The 19,071-nt window shown below is 44.6% G+C and carries 19 protein-coding genes and 1 tRNA gene; 7 read left to right on the top strand and 13 right to left on the bottom strand.

Annotation, left to right across the window (positions count from 1 at the left end):
* The first annotated feature begins 14 nt into the window (after nucleotides 1-14).
* Entirely contained in the window at nucleotides 15-185 is a 171-nt protein-coding gene (locus OMP94_RS11315) for a DUF3012 domain-containing protein (RefSeq protein WP_416240446.1), read from the top strand.
* Nucleotides 185-937 (top strand): HAD family hydrolase, encoded by a 753-nt coding sequence (locus tag OMP94_RS05760; protein WP_266277096.1) that lies wholly within the window; start codon nucleotides 185-187, stop codon nucleotides 935-937. The genes OMP94_RS11315 and OMP94_RS05760 overlap by 1 nt, the downstream gene beginning before the upstream one ends.
* A 29-nt stretch (nucleotides 938-966) precedes the next feature.
* On the opposite strand, the gene OMP94_RS05755 is transcribed toward OMP94_RS05760, so the two are convergent.
* Nucleotides 967-1,043 (bottom strand) — tRNA-Asp (locus OMP94_RS05755).
* A gap of 162 nt (nucleotides 1,044-1,205) precedes the next feature.
* Entirely contained in the window at nucleotides 1,206-2,027 is an 822-nt protein-coding gene (locus tag OMP94_RS05750) for a plastocyanin/azurin family copper-binding protein (RefSeq protein WP_266277094.1), read from the bottom strand.
* Nucleotides 2,028-2,201: 174 nt separating this feature from the next.
* Between OMP94_RS05750 and OMP94_RS05745 the strand changes: the two genes are divergently transcribed.
* Entirely contained in the window at nucleotides 2,202-3,476 is a 1,275-nt protein-coding gene (locus tag OMP94_RS05745; RefSeq protein ID WP_266277092.1) for a DEAD/DEAH box helicase, read from the top strand.
* Between the two features lie 323 nt (nucleotides 3,477-3,799).
* Nucleotides 3,800-5,971 carry a TonB-dependent receptor family protein gene (locus OMP94_RS05740; RefSeq protein ID WP_266277090.1) on the top strand — a complete coding sequence of 724 codons (2,172 nt, stop codon included), beginning with the start codon at nucleotides 3,800-3,802 and terminating at the stop codon, nucleotides 5,969-5,971.
* Nucleotides 5,972-6,155: 184 nt separating this feature from the next.
* Here the strand turns inward: OMP94_RS05740 and OMP94_RS05735 are convergent, their stop codons facing one another.
* From OMP94_RS05735 to OMP94_RS05720, 4 genes are all read right to left on the bottom strand, one after another.
* Nucleotides 6,156-6,515, bottom strand: a complete 360-nt coding sequence (locus tag OMP94_RS05735) for a hypothetical protein (RefSeq protein ID WP_266277088.1) — start codon at nucleotides 6,513-6,515, stop codon at nucleotides 6,156-6,158.
* 61 nt (nucleotides 6,516-6,576) lie between these two features.
* Nucleotides 6,577-6,954, bottom strand: coding sequence for a DUF6746 family protein (locus tag OMP94_RS05730; protein ID WP_266277086.1), 378 nt, complete (start codon nucleotides 6,952-6,954; stop codon nucleotides 6,577-6,579).
* Between the two features lie 142 nt (nucleotides 6,955-7,096).
* Nucleotides 7,097-7,522, bottom strand: coding sequence for a plastocyanin/azurin family copper-binding protein (locus OMP94_RS05725; RefSeq protein WP_266277084.1), 426 nt, complete (start codon nucleotides 7,520-7,522; stop codon nucleotides 7,097-7,099).
* Nucleotides 7,523-7,721: 199 nt separating this feature from the next.
* Nucleotides 7,722-8,804 carry an AI-2E family transporter gene (locus OMP94_RS05720; RefSeq protein WP_266277082.1) on the bottom strand — a complete coding sequence of 361 codons (1,083 nt, stop codon included), beginning with the start codon at nucleotides 8,802-8,804 and terminating at the stop codon, nucleotides 7,722-7,724.
* Between the two features lie 137 nt (nucleotides 8,805-8,941).
* On the opposite strand from OMP94_RS05720, the gene OMP94_RS05715 reads away from it, so the two are divergent.
* From OMP94_RS05715 to OMP94_RS05705, 3 genes are read left to right on the top strand one after another with little or no spacing between them, the layout of a single operon-like run.
* Nucleotides 8,942-10,030: an efflux RND transporter periplasmic adaptor subunit gene (locus OMP94_RS05715; RefSeq protein ID WP_266277080.1), complete on the top strand. Its 1,089-nt coding sequence runs from the start codon at nucleotides 8,942-8,944 to the stop codon at nucleotides 10,028-10,030.
* A gap of 11 nt (nucleotides 10,031-10,041) precedes the next feature.
* Entirely contained in the window at nucleotides 10,042-13,191 is a 3,150-nt protein-coding gene (locus OMP94_RS05710) for an efflux RND transporter permease subunit (protein WP_266277078.1), read from the top strand.
* Nucleotides 13,191-13,433: a TIGR03643 family protein gene (locus OMP94_RS05705; RefSeq protein WP_266277076.1), complete on the top strand. Its 243-nt coding sequence runs from the start codon at nucleotides 13,191-13,193 to the stop codon at nucleotides 13,431-13,433. Before OMP94_RS05710 ends, OMP94_RS05705 begins: the two co-directional genes overlap by 1 nt.
* Before the next feature lie 38 nt (nucleotides 13,434-13,471).
* Here the strand turns inward: OMP94_RS05705 and OMP94_RS05700 are convergent, their stop codons facing one another.
* The 7 genes from OMP94_RS05700 to OMP94_RS05670 form a co-directional block, all read right to left on the bottom strand.
* A complete protein-coding gene (locus OMP94_RS05700) occupies nucleotides 13,472-13,873 on the bottom strand; it encodes an MAPEG family protein (protein ID WP_266277074.1) in 402 nt (133 codons plus the stop codon).
* 94 nt (nucleotides 13,874-13,967) lie between these two features.
* Nucleotides 13,968-14,177: a hypothetical protein gene (locus tag OMP94_RS05695; protein ID WP_266277072.1), complete on the bottom strand. Its 210-nt coding sequence runs from the start codon at nucleotides 14,175-14,177 to the stop codon at nucleotides 13,968-13,970.
* Between the two features lie 64 nt (nucleotides 14,178-14,241).
* Complete coding sequence (locus tag OMP94_RS05690) at nucleotides 14,242-14,577, bottom strand: hypothetical protein (protein ID WP_266277070.1); 336 nt, start codon at nucleotides 14,575-14,577, stop codon at nucleotides 14,242-14,244.
* Nucleotides 14,567-15,586 (bottom strand): class 1 fructose-bisphosphatase, encoded by a 1,020-nt coding sequence (locus OMP94_RS05685; RefSeq protein WP_266277068.1) that lies wholly within the window; start codon nucleotides 15,584-15,586, stop codon nucleotides 14,567-14,569. The genes OMP94_RS05690 and OMP94_RS05685 overlap by 11 nt, the downstream gene beginning before the upstream one ends.
* A 101-nt stretch (nucleotides 15,587-15,687) precedes the next feature.
* Nucleotides 15,688-16,503, bottom strand: coding sequence for a formylmethanofuran dehydrogenase subunit C (locus OMP94_RS05680; RefSeq protein WP_266277066.1), 816 nt, complete (start codon nucleotides 16,501-16,503; stop codon nucleotides 15,688-15,690).
* The gene (gene fhcD, locus OMP94_RS05675) at nucleotides 16,500-17,402 is read right to left on the bottom strand and encodes a formylmethanofuran--tetrahydromethanopterin N-formyltransferase (protein WP_266277064.1); all 903 of its coding nucleotides are present in this window, start codon (nucleotides 17,400-17,402) and stop codon (nucleotides 16,500-16,502) included. The genes OMP94_RS05680 and fhcD overlap by 4 nt, the downstream gene beginning before the upstream one ends.
* Nucleotides 17,399-19,066, bottom strand: coding sequence for a formylmethanofuran dehydrogenase subunit A (locus OMP94_RS05670; protein WP_266277062.1), 1,668 nt, complete (start codon nucleotides 19,064-19,066; stop codon nucleotides 17,399-17,401). Before OMP94_RS05670 ends, fhcD begins: the two co-directional genes overlap by 4 nt.
* Between the last annotated feature and the right edge of the window lie 5 nt (nucleotides 19,067-19,071).

The following is a 19,071-nucleotide window of genomic DNA, read 5'->3' as shown; positions in this document are numbered from 1 at the left end:
TTCGGAGCATCAAGATGCGTAAACAATCTTGGCTGGTTGGCCTTCTTTTTGGTCTCACATTAATATCCTCTGGGTGTAGCCCAGAAGTCGGCTCAACCGACTGGTGTGTCATGATGAAAGAAAAACCAAAGGGCGACTGGACAGCAAATGAGGCGGGTGACTACGCCAAGCACTGTCTGTTGTGATGTCGGAAAAAACACTTTACGCACTCGATTTTGATGGCGTTATTTGTGATAGCGCACAAGAAACCGGTCTTAGTGCTTGGCTTGCAGCTCAAGAGATTTGGCCGTCATTACCTGAAACTATTCCTGAGCATGTCTTATCCGGCTTTAAACAGGTTCGCCCAGCACTTGAAACTGGCTTTGAAGCAATACTGATTTGTCGTCGTTTGTACGATGGCCAAACCACAAACTCACTACTAAACAATTTCAGTGAACAAATTGATATCGCGAGACAACAGTCGGGCCTAACAGATGAGGCATTAAAGTCTATATTCGGCCGCGTTCGCGACAATTGGATCAATGAAGACTTTGCTGGCTGGATTGCCAATAATCCGCTTTACCCAGGTTTAGCCGCGTTATTACTGCAAATTCCGACACCACAGCTGTATATCATTACGACCAAGCAAGAGCGTTTTGTTAAAGCTATTTTGGCAGCCAATGGTATCGAGCTATCTGCCGATCAAATTTTCGGCTTAGAGCGGAAACAAAGTAAAACCGCTATCTTGACCACGTTAAGCCAAGACTATCCTGAGATTTGTTTTGTTGAAGACCGGTTGCCAACACTGATTGATGTCAGTGCTGAGCCAGCATTGACTGCTGTTTCGCTTTGGCTGGCTGACTGGGGATATAACACTACGCAAGACAAACAAACAGCCAAATCTGTTGCGCGTTTAAAAAGTATTTCTTTGGAAACTATTGACCGTTTATTGCAATAACAGCCCATCCCAGAAAGGGTGAAAGAAAATGGCGGAGCGGACGGGACTCGAACCCGCGACCTCCGGCGTGACAGGCCAGCATTCTAACCAACTGAACTACCGCTCCGCGACCTGAATAAACTTGTTAGCTTGCTCAGGAAGCGTGCAAGGATACATTAATTTTTCTGCAGGTGTTAGCGAAAAAAAGTATTTTTTGATGGCAAACAAAAAGGCCCACATAAAATGTGGGCCTTTGTTTTATTACTTGAATTTAAGTAATGTGGAAATATTACATAGATTCAGCGACTTGCAATGCTTTACTGACTAAACGCTTGGTCGCGCCTTTAGCATCAAAAGCTTGTACTTGTTCTAAGTTCACTGGCTGGCCAACAATAATGGCACCGCCCATTCCCGCACCAAAGTGCGGTGTACATTTATAAATATAGATTCCTTCCTGGGTAAATGTACGTTGGAAATTTTCACTCATCGCTGAATGCCATGGCTCTGCGCCCTCAGGGATCAAGCCTTCGATAGATTGTGTGTCATGAGTGCTCATGTTAGTCCAACCAACACTGTCACCCGGTGCAATTTGAATGACTAATGGGTTATAAACTAAACCTTGTGCTGTGACGGTGTGCACCTTACCAGTTGCTTTAACTTCTTCAGCTGGCGGAGCGACTACTTTTTCAGCTTCTTGCGAGACTTCTTCTAGCATTTGCTCAGCTTGTTCACGACCTTCCGCTGCCGCTTCTTCTGCAGCTGCAATGGCTTCATTGGCTTTATCCGCTACCGCTTCAGATGTTTCTACTGCAGCTTCTGTTGCAGAATCAACAACTTCTGATGTGGCATCGACCACTTCTTCTGTCACGCTATCTTCCATAGCCGCTTCTTCATCAGCTAACGCCGCTTGAGCCTCATCAGAAACCTGAGCTTCTTCTGTTGCTGATGATTCTGGGGCAGGGTCAGCTTCCGAGACTGAAGGTACTGGGCTTGTTGAAGGACGTTGATAATTTTCACTGCCGCCAGTAATTACGGTAGACACTACGGCCACAACAAAAATGGCAATGGCTGCAATGATTACTGCTGAAATAATCGCTTTAGATTTACGCATGGGATCTCCCTAATACCAAGATTTATCGTCATGGATCATATCATTTCTTACTCGTTCGTAAGCAGATTGACTTAGATTCTTGCCCTGTCGTTATTCATGAGATAATCATCTGGAAGAAACGACAATCTCTCTTTTGGGTTATCAACTCGCCCAACTTACCCCCTCGGAAACATTATGTCATTCGATACACTCGGCCTTGCTGAACCCATTATTCGTGCACTTGAAAAACAAGGCTACCAATCACCTACCCCGATTCAAAGCAAGGCTATTCCCGTAGTTTTAACGGGTAAAGATCTGCTGGCAGCAGCCCAAACCGGTACAGGCAAAACGGCCAGCTTTACTTTACCTATTTTGCAAAGATTAAGTACCGGTAAGCCAGTAGCTGCCAATCGTGCGCGCACATTAATTCTGACGCCAACGAGAGAGTTAGCTGCGCAAGTGGCAGAAAGCGTTTCGACTTACAGCCAATTTATGCCTTTAAGCCATTGTGTGGTCTATGGTGGCGTGAAAATTAACCCGCAAATGATGAAGCTTCGTCGCGGCGCTGATATTTTGGTTGCGACGCCAGGTAGGTTGCTCGATCTCTATCAGCAAAATGCAATTCGTTTTAATGATTTAGAAATCTTGGTATTGGATGAAGCTGATCGTATGCTCGACATGGGATTTATTCACGATATTCGCAAAATTATTGCCTTATTACCGCCAAAGCGTCAGACATTGTTATTTTCAGCTACTTTCTCGCCGGCCATAAGGCAACTAGCAAAAAGTCTGATGCAACAACCCGAAGAAATCTCCGTAGCGCCACAGAACACGACGGCCAGCGCCATTAAACAAAGCATCATTCCTGTCGACAAAGGGCAAAAATCAGCTTTGCTCGCAGAACTCATTAACCAGCCCGACTGGACGCAGGTTTTGGTGTTCTGTCGAACCAAACATGGCGCCAATAAACTCACGAAAAAGCTAGATAATATTGGTGTGCCTGCCGCAGCCATTCATAGCAATAAAAGCCAAGGCGCGCGTACGCGTGCTCTAGCTGAATTCAAATCTGGCAAACTCCAAGCTTTAATTGCCACAGATATTGCTGCACGTGGCCTAGACATCGATAAACTGCCGCATGTCGTCAACTTTGATCTGCCAGATGTGGCGGAAGATTATGTTCACCGAATTGGCCGAACGGGTCGTGCTGGCGCGGTTGGTGAGGCAATTTCATTGGTGTGTATTGAAGAGCAAGATCAACTTCGCGCGATTCAAAGATTAATTGGTGAAATCATCCCAATTGTTGAAGTACCAGGTTTTACACCAACACAACCGCTGAAGCCGATGTCGATAGAGGTTATTACACCGCCTAAACGCAAACGACCCAAAAAGAAAAAACGTTTGAATGACCAAGCGCAGCAACAGGAAACCACGCTGAGCAAAGCTAAAAACAAACCCAAAACAACTAACTAAGTCGCAAAAAAACAACAAAGTGACCTTTTCCTAATCACCATCGAAAAGGTCACTTTGCACTCTCTTTCGCTACCACGCGAACTGGTTATATGTAACCAATCTCAACATCACACCCCTCAAACTTAAATAAAACGTTAGTTAGATGGCATATTAACCAAACTCAAAAATGGTTGATTTTAACCACATCATTTTTCTCTGCTAAACCCGCTGGAAACCGGTTGTTTATAACCATTACAACCACCACACCTTTAGGAATATTTCCTATAGGGTGACTCTACTGTGCTCGCTACGATGCTCGGGCTTTTTACGCACAGGAGAGAGAAATGAGTTTCAAACCAAAATTGATCAGCAGCGCGATTTTATCGTCGCTACTGCTGGCACCTTATGCCGCTATGGCTGAGGAAGAAACGGTCGAGACAGGCAAGATGACGGTCACAGGCATTCTGCCAGATCGTTTAGATGCCGTTCCCGGCTCATACAGCATTATTGATGAAGAGTACTTAGAAGAGCGACGTCCAATCTCAAATATTGAGAGACTTCGTACCGTTCCAGGTTTAAATGTCGTACCTGATGGCAGCATGGGCTTTGATACCAATATTGGTATTCGAGGCCAAAATCCACGCCGTAGTGCAAAAACGATGGTGATGGAAGACGGTATACCGCTGCAATTAGCACCTTACGGTGATCCTGTTGTGCATTACACAACACCATCAAGTGCTTTAAGTCGTGTTGAAGTCATCAAAGGCGCTAACCAAATCCTATACGGACCACAAACATTAGGCGGTGCCGTTAACTTTATTACCAAGCCTGTACCACGCAGTGGCGAAGTTGAAGGTAGTGTCACTTCAGCATTCGGTAATCAAGATTATCGTTTATTAGATGGCAACATTGGCTACGGTGGTGATGTTGGTGGCTTTATGTTTGGTTTTACCCAAAACAAAGGTGACGGCATTTATGACGGTAGTGAGTTTGATGTTAAAGACTATCGCTTTAAAGGTGAGCTTGATATCACAGATCGCCAAACCATTGGTTTGAAACTGATCCATACCCGTGACCGTAGAAACCAAACTGAAAACTATCTGACTCGTGATGAATATGATCGTGATCCTTATTCACATCCAACGGTTGATCTGGATGATTGGGAACAAGATCGTGATGTGATTCAATTAACTCACGCATTCCAAGTAAACGATAACTTCCGCCTGTCTTCACAAGCTTATTACACAGATACTTTCCGTAATGGTCTACGTGCTAGCAACAGTGGTCGTGAAGTTAATGGCCAGTGGGAATCTCGCTTACGTAATTGTGACGCCATTGGCGACACTAATAATGATGGCAACACCACGACATCTGATCTCGAGGGTGCAGATATCAATTTATGTGGTGGTCGTCATGCGCCACGCCAATACTACACTTGGGGTGCAGAAACTCGAGCTGACTTCAGTCATAACTTATTTGGCCTAGAGAATGATGCGATCGTCGGTGTCCGTTACCACCGTGAAAACATTCACCGCCAACAAGTTTTTGCTACCAATACGGCGCAGCGTGAAGATTACGATCTCGCTTTAATTAATGGTGAAGATCGTGAAGGTGCTTACCTAGAAACGCGTGCACTGTCTTACTTTGCACAAAATACTTTCTATGTTGGTGACAACTGGGCGATCACGCCAGGTTTTCGTGTAGAAAACGTTAGCCAAAGTGAGTTCAACGAGTTTGATTCAACAGACCGTGAAAGCTTGTCATATACCGAATTTTTACCAAGCTTCGGTGTTGCATGGAACGGTATTGATAACACGACTATTTTTGCCGGTGTTCATAAAGGTATTGCACCAGCTCGAGCAGATCGTGAGTTCACCGATGATGGTGGCCGTGCCGATCCAGAAGAAAGCACTTTGTATGAAGTGGGTGTTCGCAGCAATTACTTCAAAGGTATTGCTTTTGAAACCACCTTATTCCACAACGATATCCAAAATACGCTGATCGACTTTGGCGATACTTTTGATAACAGTGGTGATAGCAAACAAACAGGTCTTGAGGTCGCTGGTCGCATTAACTTTGGTGATATTTATAACACCACCAATAACTTCTATATCTCAGCCGCTTACACCAACTTGTGGACTGCAGAGTATGAAGATGGCCCAGATCCAACCATCAATGGCAACCGCATGCAGTATGCCCCAGAGCATCTGTTAAATATGGATGTTGGCTATGAGCATAGCAGTGGCGTGCACGCACGTATTGGTGTGCAACATGTCAGCAAACAATTTGTTGATGACGGTAATACCCGTATTGAAACAGGTAACGGTATTGAAGGCACTATTCCAAGCTACACCATTTGGAATGCCAGCATGAACTACCGTATTCCAAACTCTAGCGTGACCTTATTTGCTGTTGCCGAAAATCTCTTTGATAAAGAATATTTGGTGAGCCGTAACGAAGGTAAGTTAGTTGGCCGTGAACGTTTGTTCTTCGGTGGTATTACTTACGACTTCTAAAAGTTGTACTGAATTGACGGAGAATGGAATGCCATTAATTTTTTGATGACCTCCGGTGGTCTCTCCCAGAACCACCGGTTGCATTCCCTTTTTACCGCAAGCCCGTTCTGTAACGGGCTTTTTTTTGTCCAAAAAAACCACGCCCAAGCGTGGTCTCGTCAGAATATCTTGTGATTTAGCCTTCTCAATCTTTTTGTACTTCTCGCTTATCGATATACATCAACACAATTTGTCTGTCGGTATAAATATCATTGTTACCACTTTCCCTGACTTTGTCATAAAAGGCTTTAAACTTGGGATCTTGCGCTTTCATGTCTTCAAGATTGTTGAGTAATACATTGGCCTGAAACGCTGTTGGCGCCGTATCAAAATAGCGGATTGTGCAATAGGTACTAATTGGCTCATCACTATCGGCTAATTTTTTCTGTACTGATTCACTAAACATGCATTGTTGATAATTCTCGATGCCCTGTTCATCGGTAACAGCATCCGATAAAACCACGCTCGAAAAAGCCAACAGTGATGTTAAAACCATTAATTTCATCGTCATAACCTCAAACATCTGATTTGAGGCTATGACAGGTGATAACTTTTGTCAGTTCCTTTTATTTTAGTCCTGACAAATCATTGGTGACTGCTAAGTACTTTGTTGTCTCGACACTTACTTTTTCCACATCACCCTCTTCAGAACCCAAATGAATTGCTTCTAATGTCACGGCTAATTGATCTAAATCGGCATTAATCTTTGCCAAGGCATTCTCAAGCGTATAGGTCAGTTTATGAATCGCCGCGACATCTGCCGCTGTTAACGATTCTTTATCCATTAACTTCGCAAGACGCTGATTGCCTGCATTAAAGTTATTAACAGCTTCTGCTAAGTTCTCAGCAGGTTTACCCTGGAAATGTTCAACCGGATCTGCATAACTTAGCGTGACTACACCAAAGCTTAAAATGGCTGCCGCCACAGAATGAATGAACTTCATAACGCCCCTTAATCTAAATGAGAAACATTATCAAATGGTATCACACGTAATCTTTAAATGAAGTGCTTTTAAGTGGGATACCCAAAACAAAAACGGCCGCAATAGCGACCGTTTTGATGAAACTAAATTAGATAGTAACTGCTTACATTGCTTCAGCTTCTTTGATTGCTTTATCAGCAACACGTTTCAAACCACCTTTAACATCCTGAGACTTAACAGCGTCAAGGTTAGTAGGTTCACCAACGATTACGGCGCCGCCCATACCTGCACCGATGTGTGGAGTACATTTGTAAACGTAAATACCTTCTTGCTCAAAGGTGTGCTGGAAATCTTCGCTCATTTTGGAAACGAAAGCGTCCGTGCCTTCTGGAATAAGGCCGTCTATCATTTCAACGTTGTGGGTACTCATGTTTTCCCAAGAAACCGTATCACCTGGTGCAATTTTGATGACTAGCGGCTGAAAGGCCATGCCTTGAGCTGTCACTGTGTGCGTTTCAGCCATTGCCATTGGTGCTGTTAACAGTGCACCGGCCATACCCATGGCTAGAATTGCGTTTTGCTTAAACATAAATCCTCCAGTTATTAACTTTCGTGAAATTACTGCAAAAAACTAAATCTTATTATCACAATATATTGATTTCGCTACTTTTAAGTGACACATACTTTTAGAAAAAGTTTTAAAGCATGCTAAATAACCAAAAGTATCTCGACCTTAATCTAAATCAATATCGCGGCTATTTTCCGTCTATCAAAACAAAATAGGGAGATTATTCCTCGGTGACGGGCTGATGTTTCATTCCCCGGGGCCAAGCAAATACCAAGGCTTTAATCAGAGTCGCCAGAGGAATGGCAAAAAATACGCCCCAAACACCCCATATTCCGCCAAAAAATAACACCGCCAAGATAATAGAAACCGGGTGAAGATTTACTGCTTCAGAAAACAACAATGGCACCAACACATTACCGTCTAATGCCTGCAAAATCCCGTAAGCTAAAAGCACATAGCCAAATTGTTCGGTCATACCAAAATGAAAGCCAGCTACTGCTGCAACAGGAATGGTGGCAACCGCAGCGCCAATGAATGGAATCAAAACTGACATGCCCACAATTACCGCCAACAATGCTGAATAAGGCAAACCAAAGGCGGCAAAAATAACGTAAGCAATAATGCCGACGATTAAAATTTCGATAGTTTTACCTCGAATATAGTTAGCGATTTGGCCATCCATTTCATGCCAGACACGGGTCATCAAACCACGTTTTTCCGGTAACAGCGATAACGCAAAATCGGTTAATTGTTGACGATCTTTCAACAAAAAGAAGACTAAAATTGGCACTAAAACCAAATAGACGATTAAGCCGACCAAGTTACCTAACGATGACAGTGAGCTTGTCAAAATACGATGTCCAAACTGAGATAACTCTCTTCCTGCAGCACTGATCCAGTTTTGTAATTGATCTGGGGTAATGAGGTTTGGATACTTGGCCTGAATACCATCTAACCATAGCTGCCCGCTCGATAGCATTCGTGGAAGCTCCTGTACCAAATTCACCAACTGATCCCAAAGTAAGGGCAAGAGAATGAATGCCATCGACAACATGGCACCAATAAATCCAAGGTAAACAATAGTGACTGCCAGCCATTCAGGTACTTTTCGCCTGGTGAGCATGTTAATGACGCCTTGCAGCATAAATGCGAGTACCAGCGCGGTTAAGAATGGTGCCAACATGCCGCCAAGTAAAATCACAACAGCAAAGCCAAGTATCAAAACAACAAGGAGAATCACCCCCTCTTCGTCTGATAAGTAATGTGCGGCCCAGTTCTTAAATAAAGCCCTAATTGTCATCATGTTTCCTCAAAACTTTATAACCCGCATTTTGACACAATTCCATCTGCGTATAGGTAATCTTCCTGTGTTAGCATCGATTGGGAACTTAAAGCACCTGTAATTGCTCACTACAGGGTATTTCAAAATGTCAGGACATCATGATTAAAGTGACACATATGCCAAAAGTATCTATTTGGCTGTCAGGGATTGGCTTATTAATGCTCCTGACATCCCCGTTAACCCGTGCTGAAACCCCACCGGTTACGGTAGTGACACCGGTTATTGCAGACCTATCCGAAACGTTAACCTTATCTGGTTCTCTCACCGCAGAAAAACAAGCTATGTTGTCGCCAAGAATGGATGGGTTGGTGAAAGAGGTGTTAGTTGATGCAGGCTATGAAGTGAAACAAGGCGATGTTTTACTCCGTTTAGATCCCGCTATTAGCGAACAACAACTTAAGCAAGCTAAAGCATCTACCCGAGAAGCTGATGCCAGCGTGTTAGAAGCCCGACGATTAGTCCAAGAAGCACAGCGTTTACGTGGTGAAAATTATATTTCAGCAACAGAGCTTGCTAACCGTGAAGCTAACTTAGCACTTGCTGAAGCAGCATTTGCCGCAGCCAAAGCCAATGAAAACACTCGAGCTGAAGAGTTACGCCGCCATGTTTTACCGGCACCGTTTAATGGTGTCATTAGTGCCAAAATGACTGAAGCGGGTGAATGGGTTAACCGTGGTGATCAAGTGCTGGAATTGGTTGCTGTAGACAGGGTTCGCCTTGATGTTAATGCACCACAAGAGCAGTTTTCTAGTATTCGTGAAGGCAGTACCGTTACCGTTTTTCCCGATGCGCGTCCAGGCGAGCAACTAACCGGCAAAATTGCCGCCTTAGTACCGGTTAGTAATGCCCAAGCCAGATCCTTTTTAGTGCGTATTCTTTTGGACGAAAACGAGGCTGCGTTATTACCTGGCACCTCGGCAACTGCTGAGATTAAACTGCAACGCGGCGCGCTACCCGGTTTATCAATCCCGCGTGATGCTGTGTTTAGGCACCCTGATGGCGGACGCAGTGTTTTTGTGATTGATGAAGATAATAAAGCTGTTCGTAAACACGTCAAAGTCAGCCAAGAAGATAATCGTACCGCCATTATCACTACCGGTATTACACAACAGGATCGTGTGGTTTTACGTGGTAATGAAGTGCTACAGAATGGTGTCACCGTTCGTATTGTTGAAGATCGGGAATAAGGACACCGCTCATGCTTGAAGCGCCAATCCGCAACGGCAAATTATTAACCGTTATCGTTCTTATTATCTGTGTTTTAGGGATCGCTGCCGCTCGACTTATCCCGGTGCAAATGATCCCCGATTTAGACACCCGGATGGTTAGTGTGGTCACACAATGGCCGGGCGCTACACCACAAGATATTGAGAAAGAAATTCTCATCGAACAAGAGCGGTATCTTAGAAATATTCCAAATCTAAGACGGATGGAATCCATCGCAGAAACCAGCTACGCCGTTATTGAGCTCGAGTTTCCTTTTGGTGTTGATATCAATGAGATTCTGATTGAGGTCTCTAATGCATTGAGTCAGGTGCCGAGTTACCCTGAAAATGTTGACCAACCAAGCATTCGCAGCAGTTCATTTTCAGAAAATGCCTTCCTTTACTTTGCGATAACACCACTGCCGGGTAACCCATTAAATCTCGACTTAGACATGATCACCGACTTTGTTGATGACAATGTCCGAACCCAAATGGAGCGTGTCAGCGGGGTATCAGAAGTTCAATTACGCGGTGGCGCAGAAAGACAAATGCAGGTGTTTGTTGATGCCGCTAAGTTGGCGCAACGAGGTATTCACCTCACCGAAGTTCGAGATGCCATTCGTGCCCGAAATAGTGATACCTCAGCCGGTGATATTGATGATGGTTCACGGCGATATTTACTGAGAACAGTTGGTCGCTTTGACTCGGTAGCTGAATTAGAAAATATGATTCTGGCACACCGCAATGGCACGGATATTTTGCTGAAAGACGTTGCGACCGTAAGGCTTGATCACTTTGAGTCACGCGAGCAAGCCATTATCAATGATGAGCGCGCGTTAAACTTAGCTGTTAAACGTGAGTCTGGCTCCAACGTTATTGATATCAAATATGAGATGTTGCAAGTCGTCGAAACCATGCGTGAAGACTTGCTTCACCCGAATGGGCTGGAGATCACCCTATTAAGTGATGATGTGCGTTATGTCGAATCATCCATTCTCAACGTTTCGCAAAACCTTCTGTTAGGCGCCCTACTCGCCACCCTGATTTTGTTTGCTTTCTTGCGCACTGCTCGTGGCACATTGATCGGCCTAATGGGTATGCCGGTTTGCGTTATCGCAGCCTTTTTAGGGTTATTGGTTTTTGAACGTACGATCAATGTTATTTCTCTGGCCGGTATCGCTTTTGCCATCGGTATGACGGTAGATAACACCATCGTGGTGCTCGAAAGTATTGAACAAGCAAGGCGACGTGGATTAGATCGTATTGAGGCGGCCATCACAGGTGTTCGCGAAGTTTGGACCGCAGTTTTAGCCTCAAGCTTAACAACGGTGTTGGTATTCTTACCGGTATTACTGGTGCAAGAAGAAGCCGGTCAACTGTATTCCGATATTGCCATCGCTATTTCTATCGCGATTTTGGGATCAATGTTATTTGCTGTGGCTGTGGTACCTGCTGCTTGTGCTCGTTTTGGTTTAGGCAGTGGCAATAGTAAGAGCCTAGATGATTTGCATAAGCCAGGTTTGATGCTCAAAAGTATAAGCTGGTTAACGGCTGGCAATTTACGCCGTATCATCACCATCGTCTTTATGTTTTCTGTAACCGTGGTTGCCGCTTGGTATTTGATGCCGCCAGCAGAATACTTACCTGAAGGTGAAGAACCCAAAGCCTTTACCAGCATGACACCACCACCCGGCACCAACTTAACGGAAATGTTAAAAATTGGCCGGGAAATTAATGATGTATTGTCCGCCGCGAGAAAAGCCGAACCTGAGGCATTTCATCGTGGCGAAGCGCCTATTCCAGCGATTTCTTACTATTTTGTTCGGGTGTCACCAACAGGTATCCGAGTTTTAAGTGAGCCGAAGCTTTCATCTGATATAGATGAGATGATGGACAAACTTACCGAGTTGTTTGAAAGCTACCCGGGTATGCGCGCCTTTTCGAGTAGGGGCTCGATTATTTCTAGTAATCAAGGTGGTACCCGAGCGGTTAACCTCGATATTTCAGGTCCAGATATGACTGATCTGTATTCGACGGCATCAAATGCATTTGCCCGAGCTGAGTCTTTATTTGAAAACCCACAAATTGATTCTATTCCAGCCTCTTTATCACTGGATCAACCGCTGATCGAAATTCGCCCTCGCTGGCACCGTTTAGCGGAAGTTGGTTTTACCGCTGATGATTTTGGTTTTTCCGTTGCAGCGCTCAGTGATGGTGCGTTTGTCGATGAGTTTTTTATTGATGACGACAAGGTTGATATCTTTTTATACAGCCGTGCCGGTCAACAACAAGACTTAGCCGGACTGGCAACACTTTCTGTTACTACACCAAACCAAAATGTTCTGCCTTTAAATGCACTCGCCGATCTAGTGGAAACCATCGATAGTGACAATCTTCGTCGTATCGATGGTCGACGTACGGTCACGCTGTTGATTATTCCGCCTCGAGATGTGGCATTAGAAACTGCTGTGAATAAAGTCCGTGATGAGATGATCCCTGCTATGCAAAGTGAGGGGGAAATAGCAAAAGGCGTTAGCTTAAGTATTTCTGGCGCGTCAGATCAGTTAGATGCCACGCGAGAATCTTTATCTGAAAACTTAATGGTGGCGGTCGTTCTGATCTATCTGCTGTTGGTCGCTATTTTCTCGCACTGGGGTTACCCGCTAATAATTTTAGCCACGGTGCCGTTAGGCATTGCAGCCAGTATTGTCGGACTGGTCGGCATTAATAATGCTGGCCCATTGCTTGGGTTGTTTGGATTGCCGCCGATTATCCAAGCTTTCGACATGATTACCATGCTCGGTTTTGTCATCTTGTTAGGTACGGTAGTTAACAACCCGATACTGATTGTTGAACAAGCAAGACGTAATTTAATGAATGCTGGTATTACCATTCATGAAGCCGTGAACCAGGCCGTAGCGACACGTCTTCGTCCAATTTTGATGTCGACATTAACCACCATCTTTGGACTAGCACCTCTTGTGTTTATCCCGGGAGCGGGTACTGAACTCTATCGCGGCGTTGGTATTGTCGTGCTTGTCGGTATTTTTGTATCGATGATCATTACATTGACCTTCTTACCCTGCCTGCTGATTTATGTTCTATCGCTGACCAAACGAGGTCGGGAAAAGGCAATTAGCTGATGAATTTGGGTGATATTGATCGAATAATTGAGATGGCTTGGGAGGATCGCACGCCATTTGAAGCCATTGAACAGTTGTTTGGGCTCAATGAAGCAGCAACCATCGCACTGATGCGCCGAGAGTTAAAATCTGGCTCATTTAAAGTCTGGCGTGCTCGTGTCAGTGGTCGAAAAACCAAACATCGTCAATTAAGAGACCCAGCTGTGAGTCGTGCTTATTGCCCGACCCAATACAAACCATAAGCACTTTGTTTATCCCCTAAATGATCTAACGCATCAAGCTAAATACTTATCGACAAAAACGATTTCACCACGATGTAAAGGTTGGCTAACCAGCCAACCAAAAACACCAAAGAACGGTAAGTTGGTTGATTTAAAGCGTAAAAAATTGGGTGTAATAAACGGCAGCATAAAAACAGTACGGCGGCATAACCAAGCGAATACAGATCGATGCTGGAAAAGAACGCCAACATGCAAGCAACGGAATAAAAAACCAATGCTTCCCAAGCATTTTGCTGAGCGCCATAAATACGCGCGGCTAAACCAGTCATTTGTGCCTGTTGTTGTCTTGGGTGGTGATTATCAAACTTACCAAACTGCTTAAGTCTTAAAACGCCCCCTATTACGGCCAATGTAATCGGGATCAATGACACGATAAACAGCACCACAAACAAACTTGGCATAACGTTAACTCCAGAAACAGTCACTGCGCTTAGCGTAAACACGCTGGGGGTTTAACTCACTATCAGGCGCATTTGTATCACAAAGGATAGAAAATCAGTTTTTATCTTTTAAAGATTGTTGAATATCGCTGAGTTGCTTACGAATCGCCGCAAGTTCTTGGTTTCCACGGCGACTCTCTTCGATTAAATCCCGCAATCTGTCTTTGGTACCAAAGATAGCAAAAGGCAACAAAAACCACAGCACACCTAAAATAAGTAAAAACAGGATCCAGATGATCCCTAATCCACCGATTGCCTCACCCATTACACTTCCTCAACGGTTAATCGATAGCGGCGTCTAAAGCCTATTAACAAGCCGATAATGCCACCTAAACCAAAGACATTGGTCCCGTTACAAAAACACCTAGTAATGGCCCTTGTGGCGCATCTGGTGCCAATAACATTGGGCCAAAATACCCAGCTACAAATCCGATTAAACCCAGTAACAAACTACCGGCTAATGTCCAACCGAGCAAAGACTGTGGCCATGTCTGTGTTTTAGGCCAAATACGAGATGCCACACATAAAGCCACGATTAAGGCCATCAAATTTGCAGCGCCACCCAAAACACCCAAGCTAGATATCAACAGTAACAACCAACACAACACATAACTCGCCATAAACATGGCTAGCGTCAACACAATGCGTATCGATTTAGGAAACATTTACAGCTTGATGGTAACGAACAATTCGCTCAACTTCGTTTTGTGAGCCCATGATGACCGGAACACGTTGATGTAATTCAGTGGGTTGAATCGATAAGATCCGCTCAGTTCCTGTGGTACTTAAGCCACCCGCTTGTTCAACAATAAAACTCATCGGGTTGGCCTCATATAACAGACGTAATTTACCGCCCTGTTTGGCTATTTTGCTGTCGATGGGATACATAAACACACCACCACGCGTCAGTAAGCGATATACCTCAGCAACCATTGATGCGACCCAACGCATATTGAAGTTTTTCTCACGCTCGCCATCTGTGCCTTGCACACATTCATCGACATACTGTTTAACCGGCACTTCCCAGAAACGTTCGTTAGACATATTAATAGCAAACTCAGCCGTATCTTTAGCGATGCGCATATTTGGGTGGGTCAAAATAAACTCACCGACATCACGATCAAGGGTAAAACCATTTACGCCATTACCTATGGTCAGCACCAAGGTAGTTGCCGGACCATAAACAGTAAAACCCGCGCAAACTTGTTTTGTGCCCGGTTGTAAAAAGTCTTTTAGGGTTGGATTTTTGTTTTTGCCGTCATAACGCAAGATAGAAAAAATACTACCGACGGACTGGTTAACATCAATATTTGATGAACCATCAAGCGGATCAAAACAAATCAGATAACGGCCTTTGGGAAATTTAGCCGGAATATGGATGATATCTTCGATTTCCTCTGAGGCCATGGCAGCTAGATGCCCGGTCCACTTAAGATGATCAATCATCACATCATTACTGATGATATCGAGTTTTTTTTGGGTTTCACCCTGCACATTTTCTGAATCAGCATAGCCGCCCAACCCTATTAAGCCGCTACGACCAACCAGGTGCGATATTTTTTTACAGGCACTGACAATATCATTCAGCAGTCCCGATAAATCACCGGTAGAGTCTTGATGAGCTCGCTGGGTTTCGACGATAAACTGGCCAACCGACTTGCCGATATCAGACATGGCTGGAAATCCTTTTTTTTGCGTCAGGGTGATTCAGGCTACATCAAAATGTTGTTATCTGTGTGAACGCAACCAACATTTTTTATAACCGCATTTGTAAATCACAGTTTGACCAGGATCTCACCCATGCCGATACCACCGATATCACCTGCGTAACGTTGAACTCGAGAAAATGGTTCAACCTTGGCAAAGGTACTGTCGAGCTTTTTAAAAGCTTTAAATAACAGTGGTAAAAACGCCAAAGTATGCGCACCACAATCATTAAAGTTTGCTGAAATACCTTGTTTTGGCATCTGGCTTAACAACAAGGTGCCACGCTTCATGGCATAACCTAAATGTTTGCCAACCTGACCCTGCACAGCAATCGTGCCTGAAACCATCCGTGAACCACAGTACTCACCGGCATCACCTTCAATCAGAATCATGCCACGACGCATATGATCACCGGTACGTGCACCACTATTACCTGTGATGATAATCGTGCCGCCGGTCATACCGTTTTTGTAACCGACACGTGCGCCACCAACAAAATCACCGGTATTACCGTTCACTTTGATTTGGCCGCCCTTCATTTCACAACCTGTGTAAATAAAGGTATTGCCATTAACGACAATACTGCCGCCCGTCATGAACTGACCAAGATATGCACCGGCATCACCATCAATCGTGATACTGCCTTGTGACATACCATGACCAATGCGATCTAATTTGGCGCTGCTATTTTCAAAGCGAATATCTGTTACATCATCACCACTAATCGTGAATAACTCAGCAACTTTAACGGCGACACGACCAGAGACTAGAGTTAACTCACCAATCTCTTGAGCCGATTTACCAGCCAGTTTATCCGCGGTTAATGGCGAGCAATCAACACGCTGTGCTAACTCGGCTTTTAAAGATAACGTCAGCGAACTCATGCCATGATCTCCCGCAAATGAAAGTGGAACGGTCCTAATTTACCGCCATAGTTACCGGCACTGATACGACGAATACCATTTTCAGCACCTAAGTCACAGGCTGCTTGGATACCTACACGCATCGCTTTATCGATATCTTCTTTGCTCAAACCATCAATAACGATTTCCATGACTGACTCAACTTCTGGTGAGCACTCACTCTTAGTTTGACCTTTTAGCGTCGGGCAAAATGCATCGTTGGTTGAGGCACTCAAGGCTTTATATTTTGAGCCGACTTTCGAACCAGAACGCACCACCCCACCCGGGAATGGCATGATCACATTCGGGATTTGTTTCATCGCTTTGATTGCTGCTTCGCAAGCGGCTAACGCTTGAGGCTGAGATTCAGCCAAGATTAAGAAGTTACCACCACCCACAGCTGAAACTACGCCGGTATTTTCTTGGGTCAGGAATTCACCATCCATCACAGGAATGCGCCAGTAACGTTCACCATCAATCATTTTCGAAATCTGGAAACCGTCACCAAAGAAACGTAGGTTTTTACCTAGGGCAATATTCTTACCCTCTTCGCCTTCAATACCTGAAAACAAAGCGGTTGTTGGTGCCGTTAGTACACATTGTCCTGCACGGGTTTCAACTTGCTTTGCCAAGCCTTTACCACCCATTGCAAAAATCAGACATGCCACACCGGGACGACCATCAGGGGTTTCTTCTGGTGACATTGTCCGTTCGATAGATGCCTCACAACCACATGCAATAACGGAGGTCGCAAAACCCGTAAATGCCACCGCTGAATTCATGGCCCACTCGAGGTTTTGCGCCGTAATAATAATGCGCGTGCCTTTCATCGGAAACGCTTCCGCGAAGGTTTCGTCGATGCTTACACCATTGATAATCACAGCTTGCCTCCTTTATGCAGCGGCTGGATTGTTAAGCTGCCGCGACCATCATCAACGATTTCATCATTGCTGATTTTGAAGTTACTCAGGTTCATGGTGTGGTATCTGTCAAAGTACTGTTTTAATGGTTTTTCAATACTGACATCGTATTCAGGTTTGACCACGTGTGTCGTACCCCAGGTGACTTTCTGAACCTCACCATCACGAACAACCATTTCACCATCTTTAAAGACATAGTCTGGCGTGGCGAACATTTTTTCACGATCGTCATGATCGGTATAAACCGTAATATCAGCCGCCGCACCAACACCCAGATGACCACGATCAGCTAAACCAACCAATCTAGCCGCACCAGCACGTGTCATGATGGCAATTTCGTATAGCGAGTATTCACGCTCAATTGATGCCAGATGTGTCGCTTTCTGTGCTTCTGGATGCAGTCTTTCCAGCATATTGTTGCGGAACGTACGATCCATCAGCAATTTGATAAGATGTGGATAACTGGTAAATGGCGCACCATTTGGATGATCTGTGGTTAAGAAAATCCGCCATGGATCATCAACCAACAGGAAGGTTTCCAAACCAATCATCCATTGCAATGCGTTCACATAGCTTTGGTCTTTGTACTTAAATGGCACAACACCACAACCGGCATCACACTCAATATCCATACAAACCCATTTGTCTGGATGTGAATGCGGTGCACCAGCAAACTGACGCATATTGTCGCCAGAAGCCGTAACGGTTTGACCAAATAAGATCTGACCAACGTCGACGGTGATGTTTTTATTTTTGTTAATGGCTTCAGCAATTTCTGCCGCACCAGAAGAGAATTTGAAATCGCCTTCAGTGCCATAACTATGGAACTGAATATGCGTTAAGTGCATCGGCAAACCTTCAGCACCTTGGATGGTATCCAAAGTTGTCTGCATATTGCCTGGTACACCTAAGTTACAGCCATGAACATGTAATGGATGTGGAACACCGATTTCTTTTACGGCTGTTGATAGGCGATGCAAAATATCGCGCGGTGTGACGCCATAAAATTCATTTTTTTCATCCAAATCCAGCTTACGCTGATTAAATTTGAATGCGTTGATGCCACCCGGGTTAACAACTTTCAGACCAATTGCTTGTGCATGGTTAATCGTCCAAGCAACGTAGTTATTAATCGCTTCCTGATCTTGGTTGGCTGCCATCATTCGTAACAGGAAGTCGTCACTTCCCAACATGACATAACCACCTTTATCGATGATTGGTGTGTCATGCATTTCCATATGTGCTTGGCGAGCATTAATCGGTAATACGGCGGGTTCAAAACCAGCGGTATAACCCATTTCAGCGTAACGATAACCCGTCGTTAATGTGCTTGGTGCAGCATGACCACAGCCACTACGCAGCAACTCCGTACGTGCATAAACTTCTTCAGCATGATCTTCTGGCAACATGGTGCGGGCGATATTTACCTTACCGCCACCAATGTGCGTATGCATATCAATTGCACCGGCCATCACGACCTTGCCACGCAAATCGATTTCTTTATCGACTTGAACATCAGCCGGTTTAGCGACAATACGACCATCTCGAACATAAATGTCACGAACGACGTTTTCTTCGTTATGTGCCGGATCGTAAATCCGTCCACCTGTTAGTTTTAAAAGCATAATTT

Origin of the sequence: Methylophaga sp. OBS3, from assembly GCF_026319325.1 — a bacterium.
In the GTDB taxonomy this organism is placed as follows: domain Bacteria; phylum Pseudomonadota; class Gammaproteobacteria; order Nitrosococcales; family Methylophagaceae; genus Methylophaga.
Note: the sequence above shows the minus strand (reverse complement) of the source record. Positions and strands in the feature narration are given on the sequence as shown.